The organism is Pseudomonas syringae group sp. J248-6, from assembly GCF_032586995.1.
Taxonomy (GTDB): domain Bacteria; phylum Pseudomonadota; class Gammaproteobacteria; order Pseudomonadales; family Pseudomonadaceae; genus Aquipseudomonas; species Aquipseudomonas amygdali.
Map to the genome: position 1 here is coordinate 118,043 of NZ_JAWHOP010000004.1, position 21,038 is coordinate 139,080.

Sequence of the window (21,038 nt, forward strand, 5' to 3'; positions counted from 1 at the left end):
CATGAACTGTCCGCACCGTCAGCGAGCTGTCTGCTCTGCTGTCAGGCGTGTTTCCGGCCTCATGTCACCTGCGCTCGTTACGTTTTCAGCGTGCTCCGTTGTCACCGAACACTGCGTAGGACGGCCTCCCGTCCTTGTGAATTGCGTTGGTCAGGGCCGGTTGTCAACCGTTGGTCCGCTGTCCGGCCGCTTTTGGCGGCGTTCGCGACTATAGCAGCAATCATTAAGTGCTTCAAATCCATAAAAAATTGTTATCATTTGCGACATGACGAATATTGCCCCTCCAACCCCCGGCGTCCAGCTGGTTGAGGTTGCCCCGGAACTTGCCGGTCAACGCATCGATAATTTTCTGATCACTTATCTCAAGGGTGTGCCCAAAACCTTGATTTACCGCATTTTGCGCAAAGGCGAAGTGCGTGTGAACAAGGGGCGGATCAAGCCGGAGTATAAGTTGCAGGCAGGCGATATCGTGCGCATTCCTCCTGTACGCGTGCCTGAGCGCGACGAGCCGGTGCCGGTTGCGCAGGCTCTGCTGCAGCGCCTCGAGGCTGCGATTGTCTACGAAGACAAGGCGCTGATCGTGCTCAACAAGCCTGCGGGTATCGCTGTGCATGGCGGCAGCGGCCTGAGCTTCGGGGTAATCGAAGCATTCCGTCAGTTGCGTCCGGATGCCAAGGAGCTTGAACTTGTGCACCGCCTGGACCGCGATACATCGGGCCTGCTGATGATTGCCAAGAAACGCAGCATGCTGCGCCACCTGCACGAAGCCTTGCGCGGTGACGGTGTCGACAAGCGCTACATGGCGCTGGTCCGCGGTAACTGGGCAACGGCTCAAAAGCAGGTGCGTGCGCCACTGATGAAAAGCAATCTGCGTTCCGGCGAGCGCATGGTCGAGGTCAATGAAGAGGGTAAGGAGGCCCTGACGATTTTCAAGGTGCTGCGTCGTTTCGGTGACTTTGCCACCATGGTCGAAGCCAAGCCGGTGACCGGGCGCACGCACCAGATCCGCGTGCACACGCTGCATGCGGGGCACGCCATTGCAGGTGATACCAAATACGGTGACGAGAATTTCAGTCGCGAAATTCGCGATCTGGGCGGCAAGCGTCTGTTTCTGCACGCCTACATGCTGACGGTGCCGATGCCCGATGGCAGCAAACTGAATGTGCAGGCGCCTGTGGATGAAATGTGGGCCAAGACAGTGGAGCGTTTGAGTGCGCCGTGATTACGATCTGTTGATTTTTGACTGGGACGGCACGCTGGCCGACTCTGTGGGGCGAATTGTTCTGGCCATGCGTACCGCGGCTATCGAGACTGATCTTGAGGTTCGTGACGATCCGGCGATCAAGGGCATTATCGGTCTGGGTCTGCCCGAGGCGATTCGAACCCTTTATCCGCAGATCAGTGACAATCAGGTGATCGACTTTCGGCAGCGCTATGCTGACAGCTATATGGCAATGGATAACGTGCCTTCGCCGCTGTTCGAGGGCGTTTTGGAGTCGATGCAGGCGTTTCGCGAGGACGGCTATCGTCTGGCGGTCGCTACCGGCAAGGCGCGCCGTGGGCTGGATCGGGTGCTACAAGCCAATGGCTGGGGCGATTACTTCGATGCCACCCGGGCTGCCGACGAAACCGCCAGCAAGCCGGACCCGCTGATGTTGAACGAGATCATGGCGCATTGTGATGTTGCGCCGCAGCGTTCGTTGATGATTGGCGATGCGTCATTCGATCTGCTGATGGCCCGCAACGCAGGTATGGATTCGGTTGCGGTGGGTTATGGCGCTCAGTCGCTGGAGTCGTTGCGCCAGTTTCAGCCACGATTGGCTATTGAGCATTTTTCCGAGCTGCGCACCTGGTTGAATGGGCGCGGCGTCTAGTTTTAGGGTTGGAGTGATTGGAACATGTCTGACGAATGGAAGGCACCCGTCTCGCAAAGTGCGGACGAGGGCGTCAATGGCAAGGAAGAAGCAAAAAGCTGGAAACTTCTTGAAAAGACGCTGCTGGCCAGCGTTCAGGAGCAGCGTCGTGCGCGTCGCTGGGGGATCTTCTTCAAGCTGCTGACGTTCGCGTTTCTGTTCGTTGCAGTGGTTGTTCCGATGCTGGATTTCGAAGGTGGTACATCGCGCCGCTCCAGCCACACTGCGCTGATTGATGTGCAGGGGGTGATTGCCGACAAGGAGTCGGCCAGTGCCGAGAATATCGTCACGGCGCTGCAGAAGGCGTTCGAGGATGAGAAAACCAAGGGCGTGATTCTGCGTATCAACAGCCCGGGCGGCAGTCCTGTGCAGTCGGGCTATGTCTATGACGAAATCCGTCGTCTGCGTGCTGCAAAGCCGGACATCAAGGTTTATGCGGTCATTACCGACCTGGGTGCTTCGGGTGCTTATTACATCGCCAGCGCTGCCGACCAGATCTACGCCGACAAGGCCAGTCTGGTGGGTTCGATCGGTGTGACGGCGGCCGGGTTCGGGTTTGTCGGTGCCATGGACAAGCTCGGCGTTGATCGTCGTACCTACACGTCGGGCGAGCACAAGGCATTTCTTGACCCGTTCCAGCCGCAGAAGGCCGATGAGACGCAGTTCTGGCAAGGTGTGCTGGACACAACGCATCGTCAGTTCATTGCCAGCGTCAAGCAGGGTCGTGGCGATCGTCTGAAGGACAAGGATCATCCCGAGCTGTTTTCGGGGCTGATCTGGACCGGTGAGCAGGCCGTTGCGCTCGGTCTGGTGGACGGTCTGGGCAGCGCTAGTTATGTCGCGCGGGATGTGATCAAGGAAAAGGATATCGTTGAATACACCGTCGAAGAGTCGCCTTTTGATCGCTTTTCGAAAAAGCTGGGCACCAGTATCGCTGAGCGCATTGCCATGCTGGTCGGCTTCAACGGTCCAAGCCTGCGCTGACGGCTTGATGTAGAAACAAAGAACCCGGCCAATGGCCGGGTTCTTTGTCTGAGCGTCAGGGTACGCTGATCCCTTCCTTTATTAGCATGTCCACAAGGCGTATCAGTGGCAGGCCGATCAGGCTGGTCGCGTCGCTGCCTTCGGTGCTGCGAAACAGGCTGACCCCCAACCCTTCAGCCTTGAAGCTGCCGGCGCAGTCATAAGGTTGCTCTGCATGCAGATAGCGTTCGATGCTGGCTTGATCGAGTTCGCGCATGTGCACGGTAAAGGGTACGCAATCGACCTGGTACTTGCCTGTCGAGCTATTAAGCAGGGCCAGTCCGGTCAGAAAGGTCACGCTGGTGCCACTGGCAGCCGTCAGTTGCTCAAGTGCACGCTCGAAGGTGTGGGGCTTGCCGAGTATCTGTCCGTTCAGGACGGCGACCTGGTCGGAGCCAATGATCAGGTGGGCCGGATATTCGCCCGCCAGCGCCTCGGCTTTCTCTAAGGCAAGGCGCCGAACGAGGTCGTGTGCGGTCTCGTCCGGTCGGTGACTTTCATCAATGTCCGGGGACTTGCAGGTGAATGGCAGGCGCAGACGAGTGAGCAGTTCGCGCCGGTATGAAGAGCTGGAGGCAAGGAGCAGGGATGGCATGCGGATCTCCGTAGGCTGAGCGTCGATTCTAAAGAGTGGCCGGAGTGACGAACAGGCCTGAATTTCCTTTGACATGCCAAGGGGGCATCCCTAGAATGCTGCGCCTATGTTGAATGACCCGATTCCATCTCACGTTGACCCGCGCAAATTGTCTGATCGCGGCACTACCCTTCAGGGTGAAGTGCTGCTGGGCGATTTGAAGAGACTCTGCGACCCGCTTGCCGATACTGTCGGTACGGTGCAGGCGAAATTCGTTTTTGAGCGTGACGAACGCCGTTCTGTGGTTATACACAGTTCGATAGACGTCCCGGTCAAGATGGTTTGCCAGCGTTGTCTTGAGCTGGTGACCCTGCCGATCCACAGCGAATGCAGTTACGCCGTGGTGAAGGAGGGTGCGAATACCCAGTCGTTACCGAAAGGTTATGACGTGCTGGAACTGGGCGAAGATCCTTTGGATCTGCTGGCATTGATCGAGGAGGAGCTATTGCTCGCCTTGCCCATTGTGCCTGCTCATCATCCTGAAGAATGCCAGCAACCGGCGGGTCTCGATGAGCCCGAACCGAGCGTGGACGAGGTAACGCGGTCCAACCCGTTCAGTGTATTGGCGCAGTTAAAGCGTGACCCAAACGTTTAGGAGTTAATCAATTATGGCTGTTCAGCAGAACAAAAAATCCCGCTCTGCCCGTGACATGCGTCGTTCGCACGACGCTCTTGAGGCAAGCACTCTGTCGGTAGAAAAGACCACTGGTGAAATTCACCTGCGTCACCACGTATCGCCAGAAGGCGTATACCGTGGTCGTAAAGTGATCGACAAGGGCGCTGACGAGTAATTTCTTGTCCGCTCCGATCATCGCGATCGACGCAATGGGCGGGGACTTCGGTCCCCGCAACATTGTTCAGGCAAGCCTCGCGTGCCTGACAGCTACGCCCTCGCTTCATCTGGTCCTCGTCGGCCAAGCCTCCCTGATTGAAGAACTCATTGCCCGTCGTGGTGCTGTGGATCGCTCGCGCCTGCGTGTCGTAAACGCCAATGAAGCCATTGCAATGGACGAGCGCCCGTCCCAGGCCCTGCGTGGCAAGCCTGACTCGTCCATGCGCGTTGCGCTTGAGCTTGTTGCGAGCGGGCAGGCCCAGGCATGTGTCAGCGCTGGTAATACCGGTGCGTTGATGGCGCTTTCGCGGTTTGTGCTCAAGACCTTGCCCGGTATCGACCGTCCCGCGATGATCGCAGCCATTCCCACCCGTTCTGGCCATTGCCAGTTGCTCGACCTGGGTGCGAACGTCGATTGCAGCGCCGAGGCGCTTTATCAGTTTGCGGTAATGGGCTCTGTTCTTGCCGAGACCCTGGGCGTCACAAAACCCAGGGTTGCCTTGCTTAACGTGGGCACGGAAGACATCAAGGGCAATCAGCAGGTCAAGCTTGCCGCCGGTCTTTTGCAGGCAGCTCAGGGGCTCAACTACATTGGCTACATCGAAGGCGATGGCTTGTACCGGGGTGAGGCTGACGTCGTGGTGTGTGATGGCTTTGTCGGCAATGTATTGCTCAAGTCGAGCGAGGGGCTGGCGACCATGATTGCCGCCAGAATCGATACACTGTTCAACCGCAACCTGCTGAGCAGGGCGGTCGGAGCGCTGGCGTTGCCGTTGCTCAGGCGACTGCAGACTGATCTGGCACCTGCCCGTCATAATGGCGCGAGCTTGCTCGGGTTGCAGGGGGTTGTGGTGAAAAGCCACGGTTCGGCCAGTGTTTCAGGGTTCCAGAGTGCGATTCAGCGAGCGATCGTTGAATCCCGTGAAAACCTGCCGCAGCGCCTGAAGGGGCGGCTTGAATTGCTGCTTCAGAACGGCCAAACCTGAAAATGTGACGCATCAGACTGGTCAGTCATCCAACCGATCAGTCATATAAATTTGAATACCCGCGTTCGGCCTGTCCGGACGCCCATTTTGGCGACAATAATTCAGAGGCTTGTCAAATGTCTGCATCCCTCGCATTCGTCTTTCCGGGTCAAGGATCGCAATCGCTCGGCATGCTCGCCGAGCAAGGCGCGCAACATCCGTTGATTCTCGATACTTTCGAGCAGGCTTCCGAAGCCCTTGGCTATGACCTGTGGGCGTTGACCCAGAGCGGTCCTGTCGAGTTGCTCAATCAGACCGACAAGACCCAGCCTGCCATTCTGACTGCTTCCATAGCCTTGTGGCATGTGTGGCTGGCCGAGGGCGGCGCCGTTCCCGCGTTCGTCGCAGGTCACAGTCTGGGTGAATACAGTGCGCTGGTAGCTGCGCAAAGCCTGAGTCTGGCTGATGCGGTGAAGCTCGTTGAGCGTCGCGGTCAGTTGATGCAGGAAGCGGTGCCGGCCGGTCAAGGCGGCATGGCCGCCATTCTGGGTCTTGATGATGCCGACGTTATCGCTGCCTGTGCCGAAGCAGCACAGGGCGAAGTTGTCAGTGCGGTTAATTTCAACTCGCCGGGCCAGGTGGTGATCGCCGGTTCCGCCGAGGCCGTCAAGCGCGCCATGGAGCTGTGCAAGGCGCGGGGTGCCAAGCGTGCATTGCCGTTGCCGGTCAGCGTGCCGTCGCACTGCGAACTGATGCGTCCGGCCGCCGAGCGTTTCGCCGAGGCTGTTGAAGCCATTGAATGGCAAGCGCCTGAAATCGCATTGGTACAGAACGTCAGTGCCAGCGCAGTCAGTGACCTGGCGACGCTCAAGCGTGACTTGCTGGAACAGCTGTACAAGCCGGTTCGCTGGGTTGAATCCATTCAATGCCTGGCGAGCCGTGGTGCGACCCAGCTTGTGGAGTGTGGGCCGGGTAAAGTCCTGGCCGGTCTGAACAAGCGTTGCGCCGAAGGCGTGATTACTTACAACCTTGATACCCCGGACGCCTTTGCCGCCGCGCGCGCGGCACTGGCCTGATTAGGAGAAGCCTGTATGAGCCTTCAAGGTAAAGTTGCACTGGTAACCGGTGCGAGTCGCGGTATTGGTCAAGCCATCGCCCTGGAATTGGGTCGCAATGGTGCTCTCGTTGTGGGCACCGCGACCTCTGAGTCCGGCGCCGAGCGCATCAGTGCGACGTTCAAGGAAAACGGCATCGAAGGCTTTGGCCTGATGCTCGATGTCTGCGATGCCGAGTCTGTGAATTCGGTCCTGTCGACCATTCAGGAGCGCGTCGGTGCACCGTTGATTCTGGTCAATAATGCCGGCATCACCCGTGATAATCTGATGATGCGCATGAAAGATGACGAATGGTATGACGTCGTCAACACCAATCTGAATAGCCTTTTCCGCCTTTCCAAGGGTGTTTTGCGCGGCATGACCAAAGCGCGTTGGGGCCGTATTATCAGCATTGGTTCGGTTGTGGGTGCCATGGGCAACGCCGGTCAAGTAAACTATGCTTCCGCGAAGGCCGGGCTGGAAGGTTTCAGCAGGGCTCTGGCCCGTGAAGTGGGCTCGCGGGCAGTAACCGTGAACTCGGTTGCGCCTGGTTTCATCGACACCGATATGACGCGTGAGCTGCCTGAGGCTCAGCGTGAGTCACTGATTACCCAGATACCCCTGGGCCGTCTGGGGCAGGCCGAAGAGATTGCGCATGTAGTCGCTTTTCTTGCCTCCGAAGGCGCAGGGTACGTTACCGGGGCCACAATCCCTGTTAACGGCGGCATGTACATGAGCTAATGTGACCACCTGTTTCAAAAAAATGTCATACGAGCTGTCTAAAATCCGTTATAAAGCTGCAATCTATGCGTGGGCAAAGGTACGGTTGGGCATAAGGGGAGAGCGTTAAGCTTGAAATTCGCAAAACCTCTTCTATACACTTACCCACTGGCCAGATGCCTGAACATTTCCACTAGGAGTTAAAACTAGGTATGAGCACCATCGAAGAGCGCGTCAAGAAAATCGTTGCAGAGCAACTTGGCGTCAAATCAGAAGAGGTTGTCAACACTGCTTCTTTCGTTGAAGACCTGGGCGCTGACTCCCTGGACACTGTCGAGCTGGTAATGGCTCTGGAAGAGGAATTCGAGACCGAAATCCCTGACGAAGAAGCGGAAAAGATCACTACCGTTCAAGCAGCAATCGACTACGTCACTAGCCACCAGGCTTAAGATTTGTAATCGCTGACTGCTGTCACGGGAAAACCGCACTGCTTTAACCGGCGTGCGGTTTTTTCTTTAGAAAACGCTGTGATTGTTCGTAAATGATTGTTCCGTAAACAAGAGAGAAGGAGAGTCCTGTGTCGCGTAGACGCGTCGTGGTCACCGGGATGGGCATGCTTTCGCCACTGGGCAATGACGTGCCCAGCAGTTGGCAGGGCATTCTGGCGGGCCGCAGTGGCATTGGCCTTATCGAGCACACGGACTTGTCAGCCTTCACCACCCGTTTCGGCGGTTCGGTCAAGGGTTTCAACGTCGAAGAATACCTCGCGCCCAAAGAAGCGCGCCGGCTCGATCTCTTCATTCAGTATGGCCTCGCGGCCAGCTTTCAGGCGGTGCGTAATGCAGGCCTCGAAGTCACTGATGCAAACCGTGAGCGCATCGGCGTCGCTATGGGTTCGGGTATCGGTGGTCTGACCAACATCGAAAACAGCAGTCGTCTGCTGCACGAGCAAGGCCCAGGACGGATTTCACCGTTTTTCGTGCCGGGCTCGATCATCAACATGATTTCCGGTTTCCTGTCTATCCATCTGGGTGCACAGGGGCCTAACTATTCCATTGCGACGGCTTGCACCACGGCAACCCACTGCATCGGCATGGCGGCGCGTAACATCGCCTATGACGAAGCGGACGTGATGATTGCCGGTGGTGCTGAAATGGCTGCCTGTGGCCTGGGGCTGGGTGGTTTCGGTGCCGCACGTGCGCTGTCGACTCGCAACGACGACCCGACGCGTGCCAGCCGTCCCTGGGACAAAGGCCGTGATGGTTTCGTCCTGTCTGACGGTGCCGGTGCGATGGTGCTTGAAGAGCTTGAACACGCCAAAGCACGCGGCGCGACCATCTACGCTGAACTGGTCGGGTTTGGCATGAGCGGCGATGCTTATCACATGACCTCGCCACCTGATGACGGTGCCGGTGCTGCACGCTGCATCGTCAATGCGTTGCGTGATGCGAAGGTCAATGCCGATCAGGTGCAGTACATCAACGCACACGGTACGTCGACGCCTGCGGGCGATCTGGCCGAGGCCTCTGCGATCAAGTCGGTGTTTGGTGATCACGCCTACAAGCTGGCTGTCAGTTCGACCAAGTCGATGACCGGCCACCTGCTGGGCGCCGCCGGTGCTGTCGAGGCGATCTTCAGCGTGCTGGCAATGGTTGATCAGGTGGCTCCGCCGACCATCAACCTGGATGAGCCAAGCGAAGGCTGCGATCTGGACTTCGTGCCTCACGAAGCGCGCCGCATGCCGATCGATGTTGTTCTGTCGAACTCCTTCGGTTTCGGTGGCACCAATGGCTCGCTGGTATTCCGTCGGTTCGCCGAGTAATGCCAAGCTGGGTCGATGGCTGCCCCGCAGACGCCTTGCCCCTCAAGGATCGCGGGCTGGCCTACGGCGATGGGTTGTTTGAAACCATCGCGGTGAGGGCCGGGCAGCCATTGCTACTGGAGCGCCACCTGCAGCGTGTTGAAAGCGGGTGTCAGCGCCTGTCGATTGCAGTCGATCATGCACTGGTTCGCGCAGAAATGACCCGCTTCGCCGCTGAGCTCGGCGACGGGGTCATGAAGCTGATACTCACCCGTGGCGATAGCCAGCGCGGCTATGCGCCGGCCCCCGATACCCAACCTCGCCGAATCCTGCAAGGCAGTCCTGCACCGGCCTACCCCGGTGCACATGCCGAGCAGGGCGTGCGCCTGTTTGCCTGCCAGACGCGTCTGGCGGAACAGCCGCTTCTGGCTGGACTCAAGCACCTCAATCGTTTGGAGCAGGTACTGGCTCGCTCCGAGTGGAGTGACAGCGAGCACGCCGAGGGGTTGATGCGCGATACCTCCGGGCGATTGATCGAGGGTGTTTACAGCAATCTGTTTCTGGTCAGTCAGGGACGCCTGCTGACTGCCGATCTGAGCCGCTGCGGGGTTGCTGGAGTGATGCGTGCCGAGTTGCTGGATCAGGCACGAAACCTGGGTCTGGTTGTCGATATCCGTGATTTGCACCTGTCCGACCTTGAATCGGCGGACGAAGTGTTTCTATGCAATAGCGTCTACGGCGTCTGGCCGGTTCGCGGCTTTACTGTCTTGAGCTGGCCGGTCGGGCCGCTCACCCGTAAACTGCAAGGTATTGCTCGCACCCTTCTGGATATCTGATTTGTGATCCGAAAAATATTGGTGTTGCTGGAAACAGCTGTCGTTCTGGCAGGCCTTCTGCTCGGCTTTGCGTTCTGGCAGCAATATCAGGCGCTGAACCAGCCGCTCGAAGTGGCTCAGGAGCAACTGCTGGATGTTCCGGCCGGTTCAACGCCGACTGGCGTACTTAATCGACTGCAGGCCGATGGCGTGATCAAGGACGCTTTCTGGTTGCGCCTTTACTGGCGTTTCAATCTCTCCGGACAGGCTCTGCACAGCGGCGAATACCGCATGGTGCCGGGCATGAACGTCAAGGGCCTGTTCGACGTCTGGAAGCGCAAGGAGGTCGTGCAATACAGCCTGACCCTGGTCGAGGGCTGGAATTTCCGTCAGGTGCGGGCTGCGCTGGCCAAACAGGCCAAGCTCGATCAGACGCTGGCTGGCTTGTCCGACGGCGAGCTGATGGCAAAAATCGGCCATCCCGATGTATTCCCTGAAGGGCGTTTCTTTCCTGACACCTATCGCTATGTGCGCGGCATGACCGATGCCGAATTGCTCAGGCAGGCTTACAGTCGTCTGGAAGAAGTGCTGGATGAAGAATGGAACGCCAGGTCGTCGGAGGCTCCGTATTCAAACCCTTATCAGGCCTTGATCATGGCGTCGCTGGTCGAGAAGGAAACCGGCGTACCTCAGGAGCGCGGCCAGATTGCGGGTGTGTTCGTGCGTCGCTTGAAGCTGGGCATGCAGTTGCAGACTGATCCGACCGTGATCTATGGCATGGGCGAGCGCTACAACGGCAAGTTGACCCGGGCCAATCTCAAGGAGCCCACGCCTTACAATACCTACGTGATAGCCGGTATGCCGCCGACACCGATTTCGCTGGTGGGGCGCGAGGCGATTCATGCCGCGCTCAACCCGGTAGCGGGCAGCAGCCTGTATTTCGTGGCCAAGGGGGACGGCAGCCATGTGTTCTCGGACGATCTGGATGCCCATAACGCAGCGGTGCGTGACTATCAGCTCAAGCGCCGCGCAGATTATCGCTCTAGCCCGGCACCTGCTGCACCGGCACCATCAACTGATTCTCCCTCTTCAGAGCCCGAGCCCGCGACTGCACCGGATGCCCCGCAGCCCGAGCTGAATGCGCAATGATGGAAACAATTAAGGATTACCTGTGACTGGCTTGTTTATCACCCTTGAAGGCCCGGAAGGTGCTGGCAAAAGTACCAATCGCGAATACCTGGCGGCGCAGCTTCGCGCGCAGGGCGTTCAGGTATTGCTGACCCGCGAGCCGGGCGGCACTCCGCTGGCCGAGCGCATTCGTGAGCTGCTGCTGGCGCCCAGCGACGAAGCCATGAGCGCCGACACCGAACTGCTGCTGGTGTTTGCTGCGCGTGCACAGCATTTGGCCGAGGTCATTCGCCCGGCTCTGGCGCGTGGCGAGGTGGTGCTCTGTGATCGCTTTACCGACGCAACCTACGCGTATCAAGGTGGGGGCCGCGGCCTGTCTCAGCAGCGTATTGCCGTGCTGGAAGAATTTGTTCAAGGCGATCTGCGGCCTGATCTGACGCTGGTGTTTGACCTGCCGGTGGAAATCGGTCTGTCACGCGCCGCAGCACGTGGCCGACTGGATCGCTTCGAGCAGGAAGGTCGGGCTTTCTTCGACGCGGTGCGCTCGACTTATCTGCAGCGGGCGAAGGCTGATCCTGCTCGGTATCTTCTGGTGGACGCGGCCCAGCCGCTGGCCGACGTTCAGGCTTCCCTTGATGCATTGCTGCCGCATTTGCTGGAGCTGCGACGTGGCTGAAGCCTACCCCTGGCAGGCATCACTCTGGCAGCAGATGGCCGGTCGTGCTCAGCACGCTCATGCCTATCTGCTGCACGGTCCGGCCGGTATCGGCAAGCGGGCACTGGCCGAGCGCCTGATGGCCAGCCTGCTGTGCAAGGCTCCCGAAGCGCTTGAGGCCTGCGGGCATTGCAAATCCTGCCTGCTGCTGGCGGCAGGCAGTCATCCGGACAACTATGTGCTGGAGCCGGAAGAAGCAGATAAGCCGATCAAGGTTGATCAGGTCCGTGACCTGGTGAGCTTTGTGGTGCAGACCGCCCAGATGGGCGGTCGCAAGGTGGTGCTTGTCGAGCCGGTGGAAGCGATGAACATCAACGCTGCCAATGCCTTGTTGAAAAGTCTGGAGGAGCCTTCGGGCAATACCGTTCTGTTGCTGGTCAGCCATCAACCCAGCCGCTTGCTGCCAACGGTCAAGAGTCGCTGTGTGCAGCAAGCCTGCCCATTGCCCAGCGAACAGATGAGCCTGGACTGGCTGGGCGATGCCCTGCCTGATTGCACGCAGGAAGAACGGTTCGAATTACTGACGCTGGCAGCGGGGTCGCCGCTGGCTGCTGTGGCACTCCAAACGCAAGGCGTTCGCGAACAACGCGCGCTGGTGGTGGATGGTGTCAAGAAGCTACTCAAGCAACAGCAATCGGCTACCCAACTGGCCGAAGGCTGGAAGGATATCCCGTTGTTATTGTTGTTCGACTGGTTCTGTGACTGGTCGCACCTGATCCTGCGCTATCAGATGACGCAGGACGAGGAAGGCCTTGGTCTGGGCGACATGCGCAAGGTCGTTCAATACCTGGCGCAGAAGTCTTCTCGCGCAAAAGTGCTGGAGATCCAGGACTGGATTCTGGCACAGAGGCAAAAAGTCATGTCCAAGGCCAATCTAAACCGGGTCTTGCTGCTTGAAGCATTGCTGGTGCAGTGGGCAGGCCTGCCGGGACAGGCGTAGACTCTGCGTTATCCGGAACCGTTGAGGTGTTGTCATGAGTCTGCCGCTGAACACAGGTCCACGTAATGGCATTCTGTCCCTGACCATCAAGGACAAATCCGTGCTTTACGCTGCCTACATGCCATTCATCAGAAACGGCGGGCTGTTCATCCCCACCAGCAAAAGCTACAAGCTGGGTGATGAAGTGTTCATGCTGCTCAATCTGATGGACGAGCCGGAGAAGGTTCCGGTGGCTGGCCGCGTCGCCTGGATTACGCCAAAAGGTGCGCAGGGCAACCGGACTGCCGGTGTCGGCGTGCAATTCAATGATGGCGACAATACCGCGCGCAATCTGATCGAAACTCATCTGGTCGGTGCTCTGAAGTCCGATCGTCCAACCCATACGATGTAGTTGTGTTTTAACCCATGCTTGTAGATTCCCATTGTCACCTTGATCGCCTTGACCTTGCCCAGCACGACGGCTCGCTGGATGCAGCCCTTGAAGCCGCCCGTGGCAGGGGAGTCGGGCATTTTCTCTGCATCGGTGTCAGCGCCGACAATGCGGGCGCGGTCAAGGCGCTCGCCGAGCGCTACGCCGATGTCGACTGCTCGGTAGGCATTCATCCGCTGGACGTGAAGCCCGGTGAGATGCCGCCTCTGGACTGGTTGCTCAAGGAGCTGGATCACCCGCGAGTGGTGGCGATAGGTGAAACCGGTCTGGATTATCACTACGAACCCGAAGCTGCCGAGCTGCAGCAGGCTTCTTTTCGGTTGCATCTGGAGGCAGCCAGTGTCACTGGCAAGCCGGTGATCATCCATACCCGTGGCGCGCGCGCCGATACATTGAGCCTTCTGCGTGATGCGGCGCTGCCTCAGGCGGGCGTTCTGCATTGCTTCACCGAAGACTGGGAGATGGCCAGGGCGGCGCTGGATATGGGGTACTACATCTCGCTGTCCGGCATCGTGACCTTTCGCAATGCCGACGCCCTGCGGGATGTCGCAAGGCAAGTCCCCGCTGACCGGCTGCTGGTCGAGACCGATTCCCCGTACCTTGCGCCTATCCCTTATCGGGGCAAACCGAATCTGCCGCAGTACGTACGCGAAGTTGCCGAGTTTCTGGCGATGCTACGGGGCGAGTCCTACGAGCATTTCGCCGAGCAGACCACCGCTAACTTCGCTCGCCTGTTCCCGCTGGCGCATGTTCAACGCTGAGTGGCGTACACGTTGACCGGCGGCAAATTGCAGGCAAAAAAAACCCGGATTCTGGGGGGGTGAAGCCGGGTTAAGACCATTAGGAGTAAAACAAAGGCACGCTAGTCCTTAGGCACCTTTACTGGCGAGTCATTTGGGGAATGATGACCCGTCAGCGGCTTAAGTATTGCCCAGCATGGCGTACCGTCCAGTGCCTTTTGATCGTTTTTTAAACAGTTTTGGAATACTAAAGCGATTCTTGAGTCCTTGATGAGCACTTTTTGCCGGACGGGATACAAGGCCATCGCATCAAATTAGCCCGTGTACGCCAGCAGATCAGGCATGCCGAGGTTTTTCAGTGCCTGGTCGGAGTGTTCGAGTGGAGTTTTCCAACGGTTTTCTACTGAGTCTGTCGCTATGCCTGGATATTGGCCTGGCAAACATAGCCATGATCACGCTGTCCATGCAGCGCGGGTTTTCCAAGGGCCTATGGCTTGGGTTGGGAACCTGTGTCGGCGATCTGGTCTATGCGGTGCTGGCCATGCTCGGCATGGCGGTGTTGCTGCAATATGAAGCCGTACGCTACGTGCTCTGGCTCGGCGGTACGGCGGTGTTAGCCTGGTTCTGCTTCAGGATGGTCATGAGCGCCACCGCGGTCAGCACCGGTCTCGATAATCAGGATGTTCAATCGGAAAAATCCAGCGTGGCGTTGTTCCTGCACGGAATTTTTCTGGCGATGTCATCACCCAGCGCCATTCTCTGGTTTGCTGCAGTCGGCGGTGCGCTGATTGCTCGACAGGGCTCTGATCTTGCCAGTGCCTCGACCTTTCTTGCCGGGTTCGGTGCGGCGGGCGTGGTCTGGTCGATCTCGCTGTGTGCGCTGGCACATCAGGGTGGGCGTTTCATGGGGGAGCGTATGTTGCGCTGGTCCTACATTGCCTCGGCGCTGATCTTTGCCTATTTCACGTTGTATGTAGTGATCACGGGTTACCTGGAGTTTGTCGCTGCATCTCCGGTACTGCCTGCGTCGTAGCATGCCGTCGTGTATCCGGTTTGCGAAGCGGACGCCAGACTTCGAATTTTTTGCCGGTTTCGTTCATAAAGGTCGACAAGTAAGGATGATCCGTGCAATTTAGCGCCGATTGGGCATAATACCCGGCTTCGATTTCGATCCTGACAGACCTCTCTATGCAGAAAGAACCTCGTAAGGTCCGTGAATTTCGCCGCCGTGAGCAGGAAATTCTCGACACCGCGCTAAAGCTGTTCCTGGAGCAGGGCGAAGACAGCGTCACCGTCGAGATGATCGCGGACGCCGTCGGCATTGGCAAAGGCACCATCTACAAGCACTTCAAGTCCAAGGCAGAAATCTACCTGCGCTTGATGCTCGACTATGAGCGGGACCTGAACGAGCTGCTGCACTCCGCTGATGTCGACAAGGACAAGGAGGCGCTCTCACGTGCCTACTTCGAATTCCGTATGCGTGATCCTCAGCGCTATCGTCTGTTCGACCGCCTGGAGGAAAAAGTGGTCAAGGGCAATCAGGTGCCCGAGCTGGTCGAAGAGCTGCACAAGATCCGCGCCTCCAACTTCGAACACCTGACGCTGCTGATCAAAGGCCGCATCACCGAAGGCAAGCTTGAAGATGTCCCGCCTTACTACCACTACTGTGCTGCCTGGGCGCTGGTGCATGGCGCCGTTGCGCTGTACCACTCGCCGTTCTGGAGCAATGTGCTGGAAGATCAGGAAGGCTTCTTCCACTTCCTCATGGACATCGGCGTGCGTATGGGCAACAAGCGCAAGCGCGATGCCGACGTCATCGCCGAGCCCAAGCCTGACCCTGCTACGGAATAACGCTCCGGCCAGGTCTTGAGCATCTGCTTCAAGGCTTTGGTGCCTGCTGTGCCAGAGATGGCGCGGAAGCTGCATCCGACGACCATTCGCCGGTTTTCCGTCACCGGCATTTGGGAGGGGATAATGCGTAGCCTGGTTATGCTGCTCGCGCTTCTGGCGTTGAGTGGCTGCATGAAAGTCAGTGACATGGGCGAGGGTGTTCGCGAGCAATTCAGCGATGCGGGTCTGCTCGATCACAGTGACACTCGCCGTACTGCCAACTGGCGTGTGCAGCCCGACTCGTTCATTTACATCGCGCAAGGTGCCTTCGTGCCGCCAGGCAATGCCTACCCACGGCCCAATGTGGTGGCTGAAGAGGCCTTCAAGGGGTTCATCGAGTACTTCCCGATGGTTCGCCGTGCCCGTGGGCCAATGGGCCTGGATGAGGCCATGATCGAGGCGCGCAGTGCAGGTGCACACTATTTGCTCTACACCCGTTTCGCCAAGGCCGATGATCGCATCGGTACCGGCGATCAGTGGGCCGATCAGGAAGCCGTGGACCGTCTGGGTGTCGACAGCGGTGTCATTCAACTGATGCTGATCGAAACCAGCACCCGTTATCTTATCGACAGCGCGCGTATTCGCAGCCGTGGCGGATTGCTGACGCTTTACGACAAAAGCCCCGAAGATTTGCTGGGTCCGCCTCTTGAGGACTACGCTCGTACCTTATTGGGCGTCGAACGTTAGGCCAGCGTCAGGAGAGTGGAGTGACCGATTCAAACAAGGCGGGTGATCTGTTTGCGCAGATCCCCAAAACCAAGGGGTTGCCGCCTGTTCATTTGTGGAATCCGGATTTCTGTGGCGATATCGACATGCGTATCGCCCGGGACGGGACATGGTATTACCTGGGCACGCCGATCGGCCGCAAACCGATGGTCAGGTTGTTCTCGACCATCATGCGTCGCGACGGCGATGACTATTTTCTGATCACCCCTGTCGAGAAAGTCGGCATCAAGGTCGATGATGCGCCTTTTGTCGCCGTCACCCTTGAGGTGCTGGGAGAGGGTGAGGGTCAGGTGCTGCGCTTCCTGACCAATGTCGAGGATCAGACTGAAGCGGGGCCGGAGCACCCTTTGCGGGTTGTGACACACCCTGATACTCAGGAGCCAGCGCCGTATATCCATGTGCGGAGCAATCTTGAGGCGCTGATTCACCGCAATGTCTTTTATCAACTGGTCGAGCTGGCGGTCTCCCGCGAGATCAGCGGGCAGCGCTGGCTGGGTGTCTGGAGTCATGGCGTGTTTTTTCCGGTGGGTCTTGAACCTTGAAAAACACGGCTATTTGCCGGCTTGAATTGCCTGTCGCCAGTGCGACAGTTAAAGTGCCGCTCCCTGATTTCCCTGAGGTTTTTGCATGAGCCAGTCCTTTGATATCGCCGTAATCGGCGCAACCGGTACTGTCGGCGAAACCGTTGTCCAGGTGCTGGAGGAGCGCAACTTCCCGGTCGGCAATCTGCACCTGCTGGCAAGTATCGAGTCTGCGGGTCACTCGGTGCCGTTTCGGGGCAAGAATGTACGCGTACGGGAAGTCGATGAGTTCGACTTCAGCAAGGTGCGCCTGGCATTCTTCGCCGCTGGCCCGGCGGTAAGCCGCAGTTACGCCGAAAAGGCCGTGGCGGCGGGGTGCTCGGTCGTCGACTTGTCCGGTGCATTTTCCGCCGTGCAGGCACCTAATATCGTGCCGGAAATAAATGCTACGCTTTTGCACAGCGGCGCGGTCGCCTCGCTGGTGGCCAGCCCGAGCGCCTCTGCCACTGCAGTCGCACTGGCTCTGGCGCCGTTGCGCGGGTTGATCGATATCCAGTCCGTGACAGTCACGGCCTGTCTCGCGGTCTCAGCACTCGGGCGCGAAGGTGTCAGCGAGCTGGCGCGTCAGACTACCGAGCTGTTGAATGTCCGTCCGCTGGAAACCCGCTTTTTTGATCGTCAGATGGCGTTCAACGTACTGGCCCAGGTGGGTACGCCTGACGAGTCGGGGCATTTGCCGCTGGAACGGCGTCTGGTTGATGAATTACGCGAACTGCTGACGCTGCCATCGCTCAAAGTCTCTGCCACCTGCATTCAAGTGCCGGTGTTCTTTGGCGACAGCTTTACCGTAACGCTGCGCACCGCAGGTTCGGTCGATGTTGCGGCAATCAGTGCGGCACTCGAGTCTGCCGCCGGAATCGAACTGGTCGATGCCGGTGATTACCCTACGCCGGTGGGTGATGCTGTGGGGCAGGACGTGGTTTATGTGGGACGCGTTCGGGCGGGAACCGACGATCCCGAGCAGCTCAATCTGTGGCTGACATCAGATAATGTGCGAAAAGGTGCTGCGCTGAATGCTGTGCAGGTTGGCGAATTGTTGATAAAAGACTATGTGTAAAAGATACTTGGCAACAATTTGAATAATTGTTTTAGCGGCGATACGCCTTACACCCAAATGCAGGACTACCTCCCCGGATCTCGGGGAATCTTTAAACAAGGGATGGGCTATGGTTCAGGTTCGTAAACTGGTATTAGCAATCGCTGCGGCTTCAGCGCTGTCATCGGGTATGGCGCAGGCGCTGGGGCTCGGGGAATTGTCGGTCAAGTCGACCCTGAATCAGCCCTTGGTAGCGGAAATCGAGTTGACCGAGGCGCAGGGGCTTAACGCAACGCAAGTTGTGCCGAGCCTGGCGACCACTGCCGACTTCGCTCAGGCGGGTGTTACCCGTCAGGCATTTCTCAACGATCTCACTTTTACCCCGGTTATCAACGCCAGCGGTAAAAGTGTCCTGCGCATTACTTCCAGCAAGCCGGTGCGCGAGCCTTATGTGAAGTTCCTGGTTCAGGTGCTCTGGCCAAATGGCCGGTTGCTGCGTGAATACAGCCTTCTGCTCGATCCTCCGAAGTTTTCTCCAGAGGCCGCCGCTGCGGCCGCCGCCCCGGCACCAGCTGCTGCTCCTGCCGCACCCGCGCAACTGGCGACGGTAGCGCCGTCGGCAGAGTCTGCGGCACCCGAGGCTCCAGCACCTGCCGCCAGTGCGCCAGCATTGCCGCCGCCCGCCGCGGACAAACAGGCACAATATGTCACCGCCAATAACGATACCTTGTGGGAAATTGCCGCGAAGGTACGTACTGGCGGCACTGTCCAGCAAACCATGCTGGCCATTCAGGCGTTGAATCCGGAAGCGTTCATCGGTGGCAACATCAACCGCTTGAAGAAAGGGCAGGTGCTGCGCCTTCCGACTCCGCAGCAAACCACCGCGTTGCCACAACCGCAGGCAGTTGCAGAAGTTTCCCGGCAGTACAGCGCCTGGCGTGAAGGCCGTCGCCTGCCTGCCGGCACGCGCCAGGTCGATGCGACCCGCCGTGATCGCGCTGGCGCTGCTCCTTCAAAGGTCGATACCTCCGACAACCTGAGCCTGGTTTCGGCAAGCGGCAAGCCTGCGGCAAAAGGTGCAGCTGGCGACAGTGATCTTGGCAACAAGCTGGCGGTGGCTCAGGAAGCGCTGGACACCACGCGTCGTGATAATGCCGAGCTGAAAAGCCGCATGAACGACCTGCAAAGCCAGCTCGACAAACTACAGCGCCTGATTGAGCTGAAAAACGGTCAGTTGGCCAAAATGCAGGCCGCCGGTGCAACTGTGCCTCCGGCTGCTGCCACCCCGCAAGCAACCACACCTGCCAATGCGGCAGTGCCTGCTTCGCTGGTCGATGCCAATGGTGCTCCGGTCAAACCGGCTGGCGAGATTGCTCCTGAAGATGCATTGCCGGCAGGTGCCGCCGAGGTTGCGACTCCGGCAGCCGATCAGCCGCTGGCTGTGGAGCCGGTGGCTGCAGCCGAAGATGAAGACGCGCTGCAGAAGATCCTCAACAACCCAGTACTGCTTGGCCTGATCGGCGGTGCCGTATTGTTGATTCTGGCCTTGTTGCTGTTGTTCCTGGCGCGTCGTCGCGCTGCGAAGGCCGAAGCCGAGAAGCACAAGCGCATGGCGCGTGCTCTGGCTGAGGAGTCGGATTTTGTTTCAGACATGGACATGAATGCACCGCCAGCCAGCTTCGACGGCCTGGACGTGCCACCACCGAATGTTCGCATGGGGGCCGCTGGTGCCGCCGCCGCTGCCACCGCGGCTCGCGAGCGTCCTGCCGATCCGTTGCTTCAGGCCGAGATTCATATTGCTTACGGGCGCATGAATCAGGCTGTCGAATTGCTTGAGGAAGCGGTGAAGGAAGATCCGAAGCGCGATGATATTCGCCTCAAGCTGATGGAAATCTACGCCGAGCAGGGTAATAACAAAGCCTACGCAGCCCACGAACGCAAACTGGTGGCAGCGGGAAAGCGTGAAGCTGAGGTCGAGCAGCAGGAAGAACTTAACTCGACCCTGAAACCGGTAGCGCCTGTTGCTGCGCCAGCGGTTTCTGAATCTGCCACTGCGTCGGCTGCTCCGGCAGTGGCCGCGGCGGCAGCAGCTGCCAGTGCTGCTGCGCTGGTTGCAGAGCTTGACGCCAAGTATGTTGAAGAGCTGTTGGCCGATGATTCGGCAGAGCAAGAGGTTGAGCCTGAGCCTGAAATCGCTGTAACAGCAGATCCCGAGCCCGAACCTGAAGTGGTTACGCCGCTGGCCGCTGAACCTGCCGAAGAGGCGGACCCGTTCGATCACGATTTTGACTTGAGCCTGGACGAGTTCGAAGAAGCGCCCACGCCTGAAGTCACCACTGTGAACGAGCTTGACGACCTGATGCTGGATGAGCCGAAGGTGTCGGCAGCAGCGGATGACGAGGAGCTGAGCTTCGAGTCGATCATGCAGCAACAGGAAGAGGCCCGTGCGGCGACTACGCCGGAAGACCTTGCCGACTTCGATCTGGACCTGTCCGAAGAAGATCCGGCGCTCAAGAACGAAGATGACTTCCTGCTCGGCCTTGGTAGTGACCCGCTTGATCTGGGTGAAACGCCCTCTGTGCCGCCTGTCAGTGATGATCTCGAGCTTCCGGAAGACTTTGATCTGTCGCTGGCGGACGAGATTGAAACCGATCAGGCCAGTCAGGCATTCGCGACCGAAATCGACGACGTCAATGCCGAGCTGGACCGGCTTTCGCAGAATCTCGAGCATCCGCCGCTCGATGAACCAAGGTTCACGGCCGAAGATGCCGCGGCACTGGATGACGAACCGGACTTCGACTTCATGGCCGGCACTGACGAAGCCGCAACCAAGCTTGATCTGGCGCGCGCCTATATCGACATGGGCGATGCAGACGGTGCCCGGGATATTCTTGACGAAGTGGTCACCGAGGGCGATGACGGACAGAAAAGCGAAGCGCGTGAGATGCTTTCGCGGCTGGCCTGATCCCACTAAGGCAACCTGCAAACGGCCGCTTATGCGGCCGTTTGCATTTCAATTGTCCGGCTTGGTAGCGTGTTTTTCTTGCGACCGTAT

Annotated in this window: 23 protein-coding genes; 22 read left to right on the forward strand and 1 reads right to left on the reverse strand. The window is 58.6% G+C overall.

The features are described from left to right. Positions 1-265: 265 nt before the first annotated feature. Genes rluC through sppA form a run of 3 tightly spaced genes read left to right on the forward strand, consistent with a single transcriptional unit; the run spans position 266 to position 2,897 of the window. A complete protein-coding gene (rluC, locus tag RYC17_RS07000) occupies positions 266-1,222 on the forward strand; it encodes a 23S rRNA pseudouridine(955/2504/2580) synthase RluC (RefSeq protein WP_002552683.1) in 957 nt (318 codons plus the stop codon). Continuing rightward, positions 1,212-1,874 (forward strand): HAD-IA family hydrolase, encoded by a 663-nt coding sequence (locus RYC17_RS07005; protein ID WP_057405089.1) that lies wholly within the window; start codon positions 1,212-1,214, stop codon positions 1,872-1,874. The genes rluC and RYC17_RS07005 overlap by 11 nt, the downstream gene beginning before the upstream one ends. A gap of 24 nt (positions 1,875-1,898) precedes the next feature. Then, positions 1,899-2,897 carry a signal peptide peptidase SppA gene (gene sppA, locus RYC17_RS07010; protein ID WP_002552685.1) on the forward strand — a complete coding sequence of 333 codons (999 nt, stop codon included), beginning with the start codon at positions 1,899-1,901 and terminating at the stop codon, positions 2,895-2,897. Between the two features lie 55 nt (positions 2,898-2,952). On the opposite strand, the gene RYC17_RS07015 is transcribed toward sppA, so the two are convergent. Then, positions 2,953-3,531 carry a Maf family protein gene (locus tag RYC17_RS07015; protein ID WP_058401676.1) on the reverse strand — a complete coding sequence of 193 codons (579 nt, stop codon included), beginning with the start codon at positions 3,529-3,531 and terminating at the stop codon, positions 2,953-2,955. Between the two features lie 106 nt (positions 3,532-3,637). On the opposite strand from RYC17_RS07015, the gene RYC17_RS07020 reads away from it, so the two are divergent. The 19 genes from RYC17_RS07020 to RYC17_RS07110 all read left to right on the forward strand — a co-directional run bounded on the left by RYC17_RS07020 (position 3,638) and on the right by RYC17_RS07110 (position 20,948). After that, positions 3,638-4,165, forward strand: coding sequence for a YceD family protein (locus RYC17_RS07020; RefSeq protein WP_002552687.1), 528 nt, complete (start codon positions 3,638-3,640; stop codon positions 4,163-4,165). Positions 4,166-4,178: 13 nt separating this feature from the next. Further along, positions 4,179-4,361 carry a 50S ribosomal protein L32 gene (rpmF, locus tag RYC17_RS07025; protein ID WP_002552688.1) on the forward strand — a complete coding sequence of 61 codons (183 nt, stop codon included), beginning with the start codon at positions 4,179-4,181 and terminating at the stop codon, positions 4,359-4,361. Positions 4,362-4,365: 4 nt separating this feature from the next. Beyond that, on the forward strand, positions 4,366-5,388 hold the full coding sequence (plsX, locus tag RYC17_RS07030) for a phosphate acyltransferase PlsX (protein ID WP_316902673.1): 1,023 nt from the start codon (positions 4,366-4,368) through the stop codon (positions 5,386-5,388). A 116-nt stretch (positions 5,389-5,504) separates the two neighbouring features. Further along, positions 5,505-6,443, forward strand: a complete 939-nt coding sequence (fabD, locus tag RYC17_RS07035; RefSeq protein WP_016981661.1) for an ACP S-malonyltransferase — start codon at positions 5,505-5,507, stop codon at positions 6,441-6,443. A 15-nt stretch (positions 6,444-6,458) separates the two neighbouring features. After that, complete coding sequence (fabG, locus tag RYC17_RS07040) at positions 6,459-7,202, forward strand: 3-oxoacyl-ACP reductase FabG (protein WP_316902674.1); 744 nt, start codon at positions 6,459-6,461, stop codon at positions 7,200-7,202. A 191-nt stretch (positions 7,203-7,393) separates the two neighbouring features. Then, entirely contained in the window at positions 7,394-7,630 is a 237-nt protein-coding gene (gene acpP / locus RYC17_RS07045) for an acyl carrier protein (RefSeq protein ID WP_002552692.1), read from the forward strand. A 128-nt stretch (positions 7,631-7,758) separates the two neighbouring features. After that, a complete protein-coding gene (gene fabF, locus RYC17_RS07050) occupies positions 7,759-9,003 on the forward strand; it encodes a beta-ketoacyl-ACP synthase II (RefSeq protein WP_002552693.1) in 1,245 nt (414 codons plus the stop codon). Beyond that, the gene (pabC, locus tag RYC17_RS07055) at positions 9,003-9,818 is read left to right on the forward strand and encodes an aminodeoxychorismate lyase (RefSeq protein ID WP_058401679.1); all 816 of its coding nucleotides are present in this window, start codon (positions 9,003-9,005) and stop codon (positions 9,816-9,818) included. The genes fabF and pabC overlap by 1 nt, the downstream gene beginning before the upstream one ends. A gap of 3 nt (positions 9,819-9,821) precedes the next feature. Next, on the forward strand, positions 9,822-10,946 hold the full coding sequence (mltG, locus tag RYC17_RS07060) for an endolytic transglycosylase MltG (RefSeq protein WP_058401680.1): 1,125 nt from the start codon (positions 9,822-9,824) through the stop codon (positions 10,944-10,946). Positions 10,947-10,968: 22 nt separating this feature from the next. Next, positions 10,969-11,601: a dTMP kinase gene (gene tmk / locus RYC17_RS07065; RefSeq protein ID WP_058401681.1), complete on the forward strand. Its 633-nt coding sequence runs from the start codon at positions 10,969-10,971 to the stop codon at positions 11,599-11,601. Next, on the forward strand, positions 11,594-12,580 hold the full coding sequence (locus tag RYC17_RS07070) for a DNA polymerase III subunit delta' (protein WP_058401682.1): 987 nt from the start codon (positions 11,594-11,596) through the stop codon (positions 12,578-12,580). Before tmk ends, RYC17_RS07070 begins: the two co-directional genes overlap by 8 nt. Positions 12,581-12,614: 34 nt before the next feature. Beyond that, positions 12,615-12,971, forward strand: coding sequence for a PilZ domain-containing protein (locus RYC17_RS07075; RefSeq protein ID WP_002552698.1), 357 nt, complete (start codon positions 12,615-12,617; stop codon positions 12,969-12,971). A gap of 14 nt (positions 12,972-12,985) precedes the next feature. Beyond that, positions 12,986-13,771 carry a TatD family hydrolase gene (locus RYC17_RS07080; protein ID WP_002552699.1) on the forward strand — a complete coding sequence of 262 codons (786 nt, stop codon included), beginning with the start codon at positions 12,986-12,988 and terminating at the stop codon, positions 13,769-13,771. Positions 13,772-14,129: 358 nt separating this feature from the next. Continuing rightward, positions 14,130-14,783, forward strand: coding sequence for a LysE family translocator (locus tag RYC17_RS07085; RefSeq protein WP_316902675.1), 654 nt, complete (start codon positions 14,130-14,132; stop codon positions 14,781-14,783). 155 nt (positions 14,784-14,938) lie between these two features. Next, entirely contained in the window at positions 14,939-15,601 is a 663-nt protein-coding gene (locus RYC17_RS07090; protein WP_004657874.1) for a TetR/AcrR family transcriptional regulator, read from the forward strand. Between the two features lie 123 nt (positions 15,602-15,724). After that, the gene (locus tag RYC17_RS07095) at positions 15,725-16,327 is read left to right on the forward strand and encodes a DUF4823 domain-containing protein (RefSeq protein WP_002552702.1); all 603 of its coding nucleotides are present in this window, start codon (positions 15,725-15,727) and stop codon (positions 16,325-16,327) included. 20 nt (positions 16,328-16,347) lie between these two features. Then, positions 16,348-16,908 (forward strand): DUF1285 domain-containing protein, encoded by a 561-nt coding sequence (locus tag RYC17_RS07100; protein WP_316902676.1) that lies wholly within the window; start codon positions 16,348-16,350, stop codon positions 16,906-16,908. Between the two features lie 85 nt (positions 16,909-16,993). Next, entirely contained in the window at positions 16,994-18,004 is a 1,011-nt protein-coding gene (locus RYC17_RS07105) for an aspartate-semialdehyde dehydrogenase (RefSeq protein WP_316902677.1), read from the forward strand. Between the two features lie 109 nt (positions 18,005-18,113). Then, entirely contained in the window at positions 18,114-20,948 is a 2,835-nt protein-coding gene (locus RYC17_RS07110) for a FimV/HubP family polar landmark protein (RefSeq protein ID WP_058401684.1), read from the forward strand. Positions 20,949-21,038: the final 90 nt, after the last annotated feature.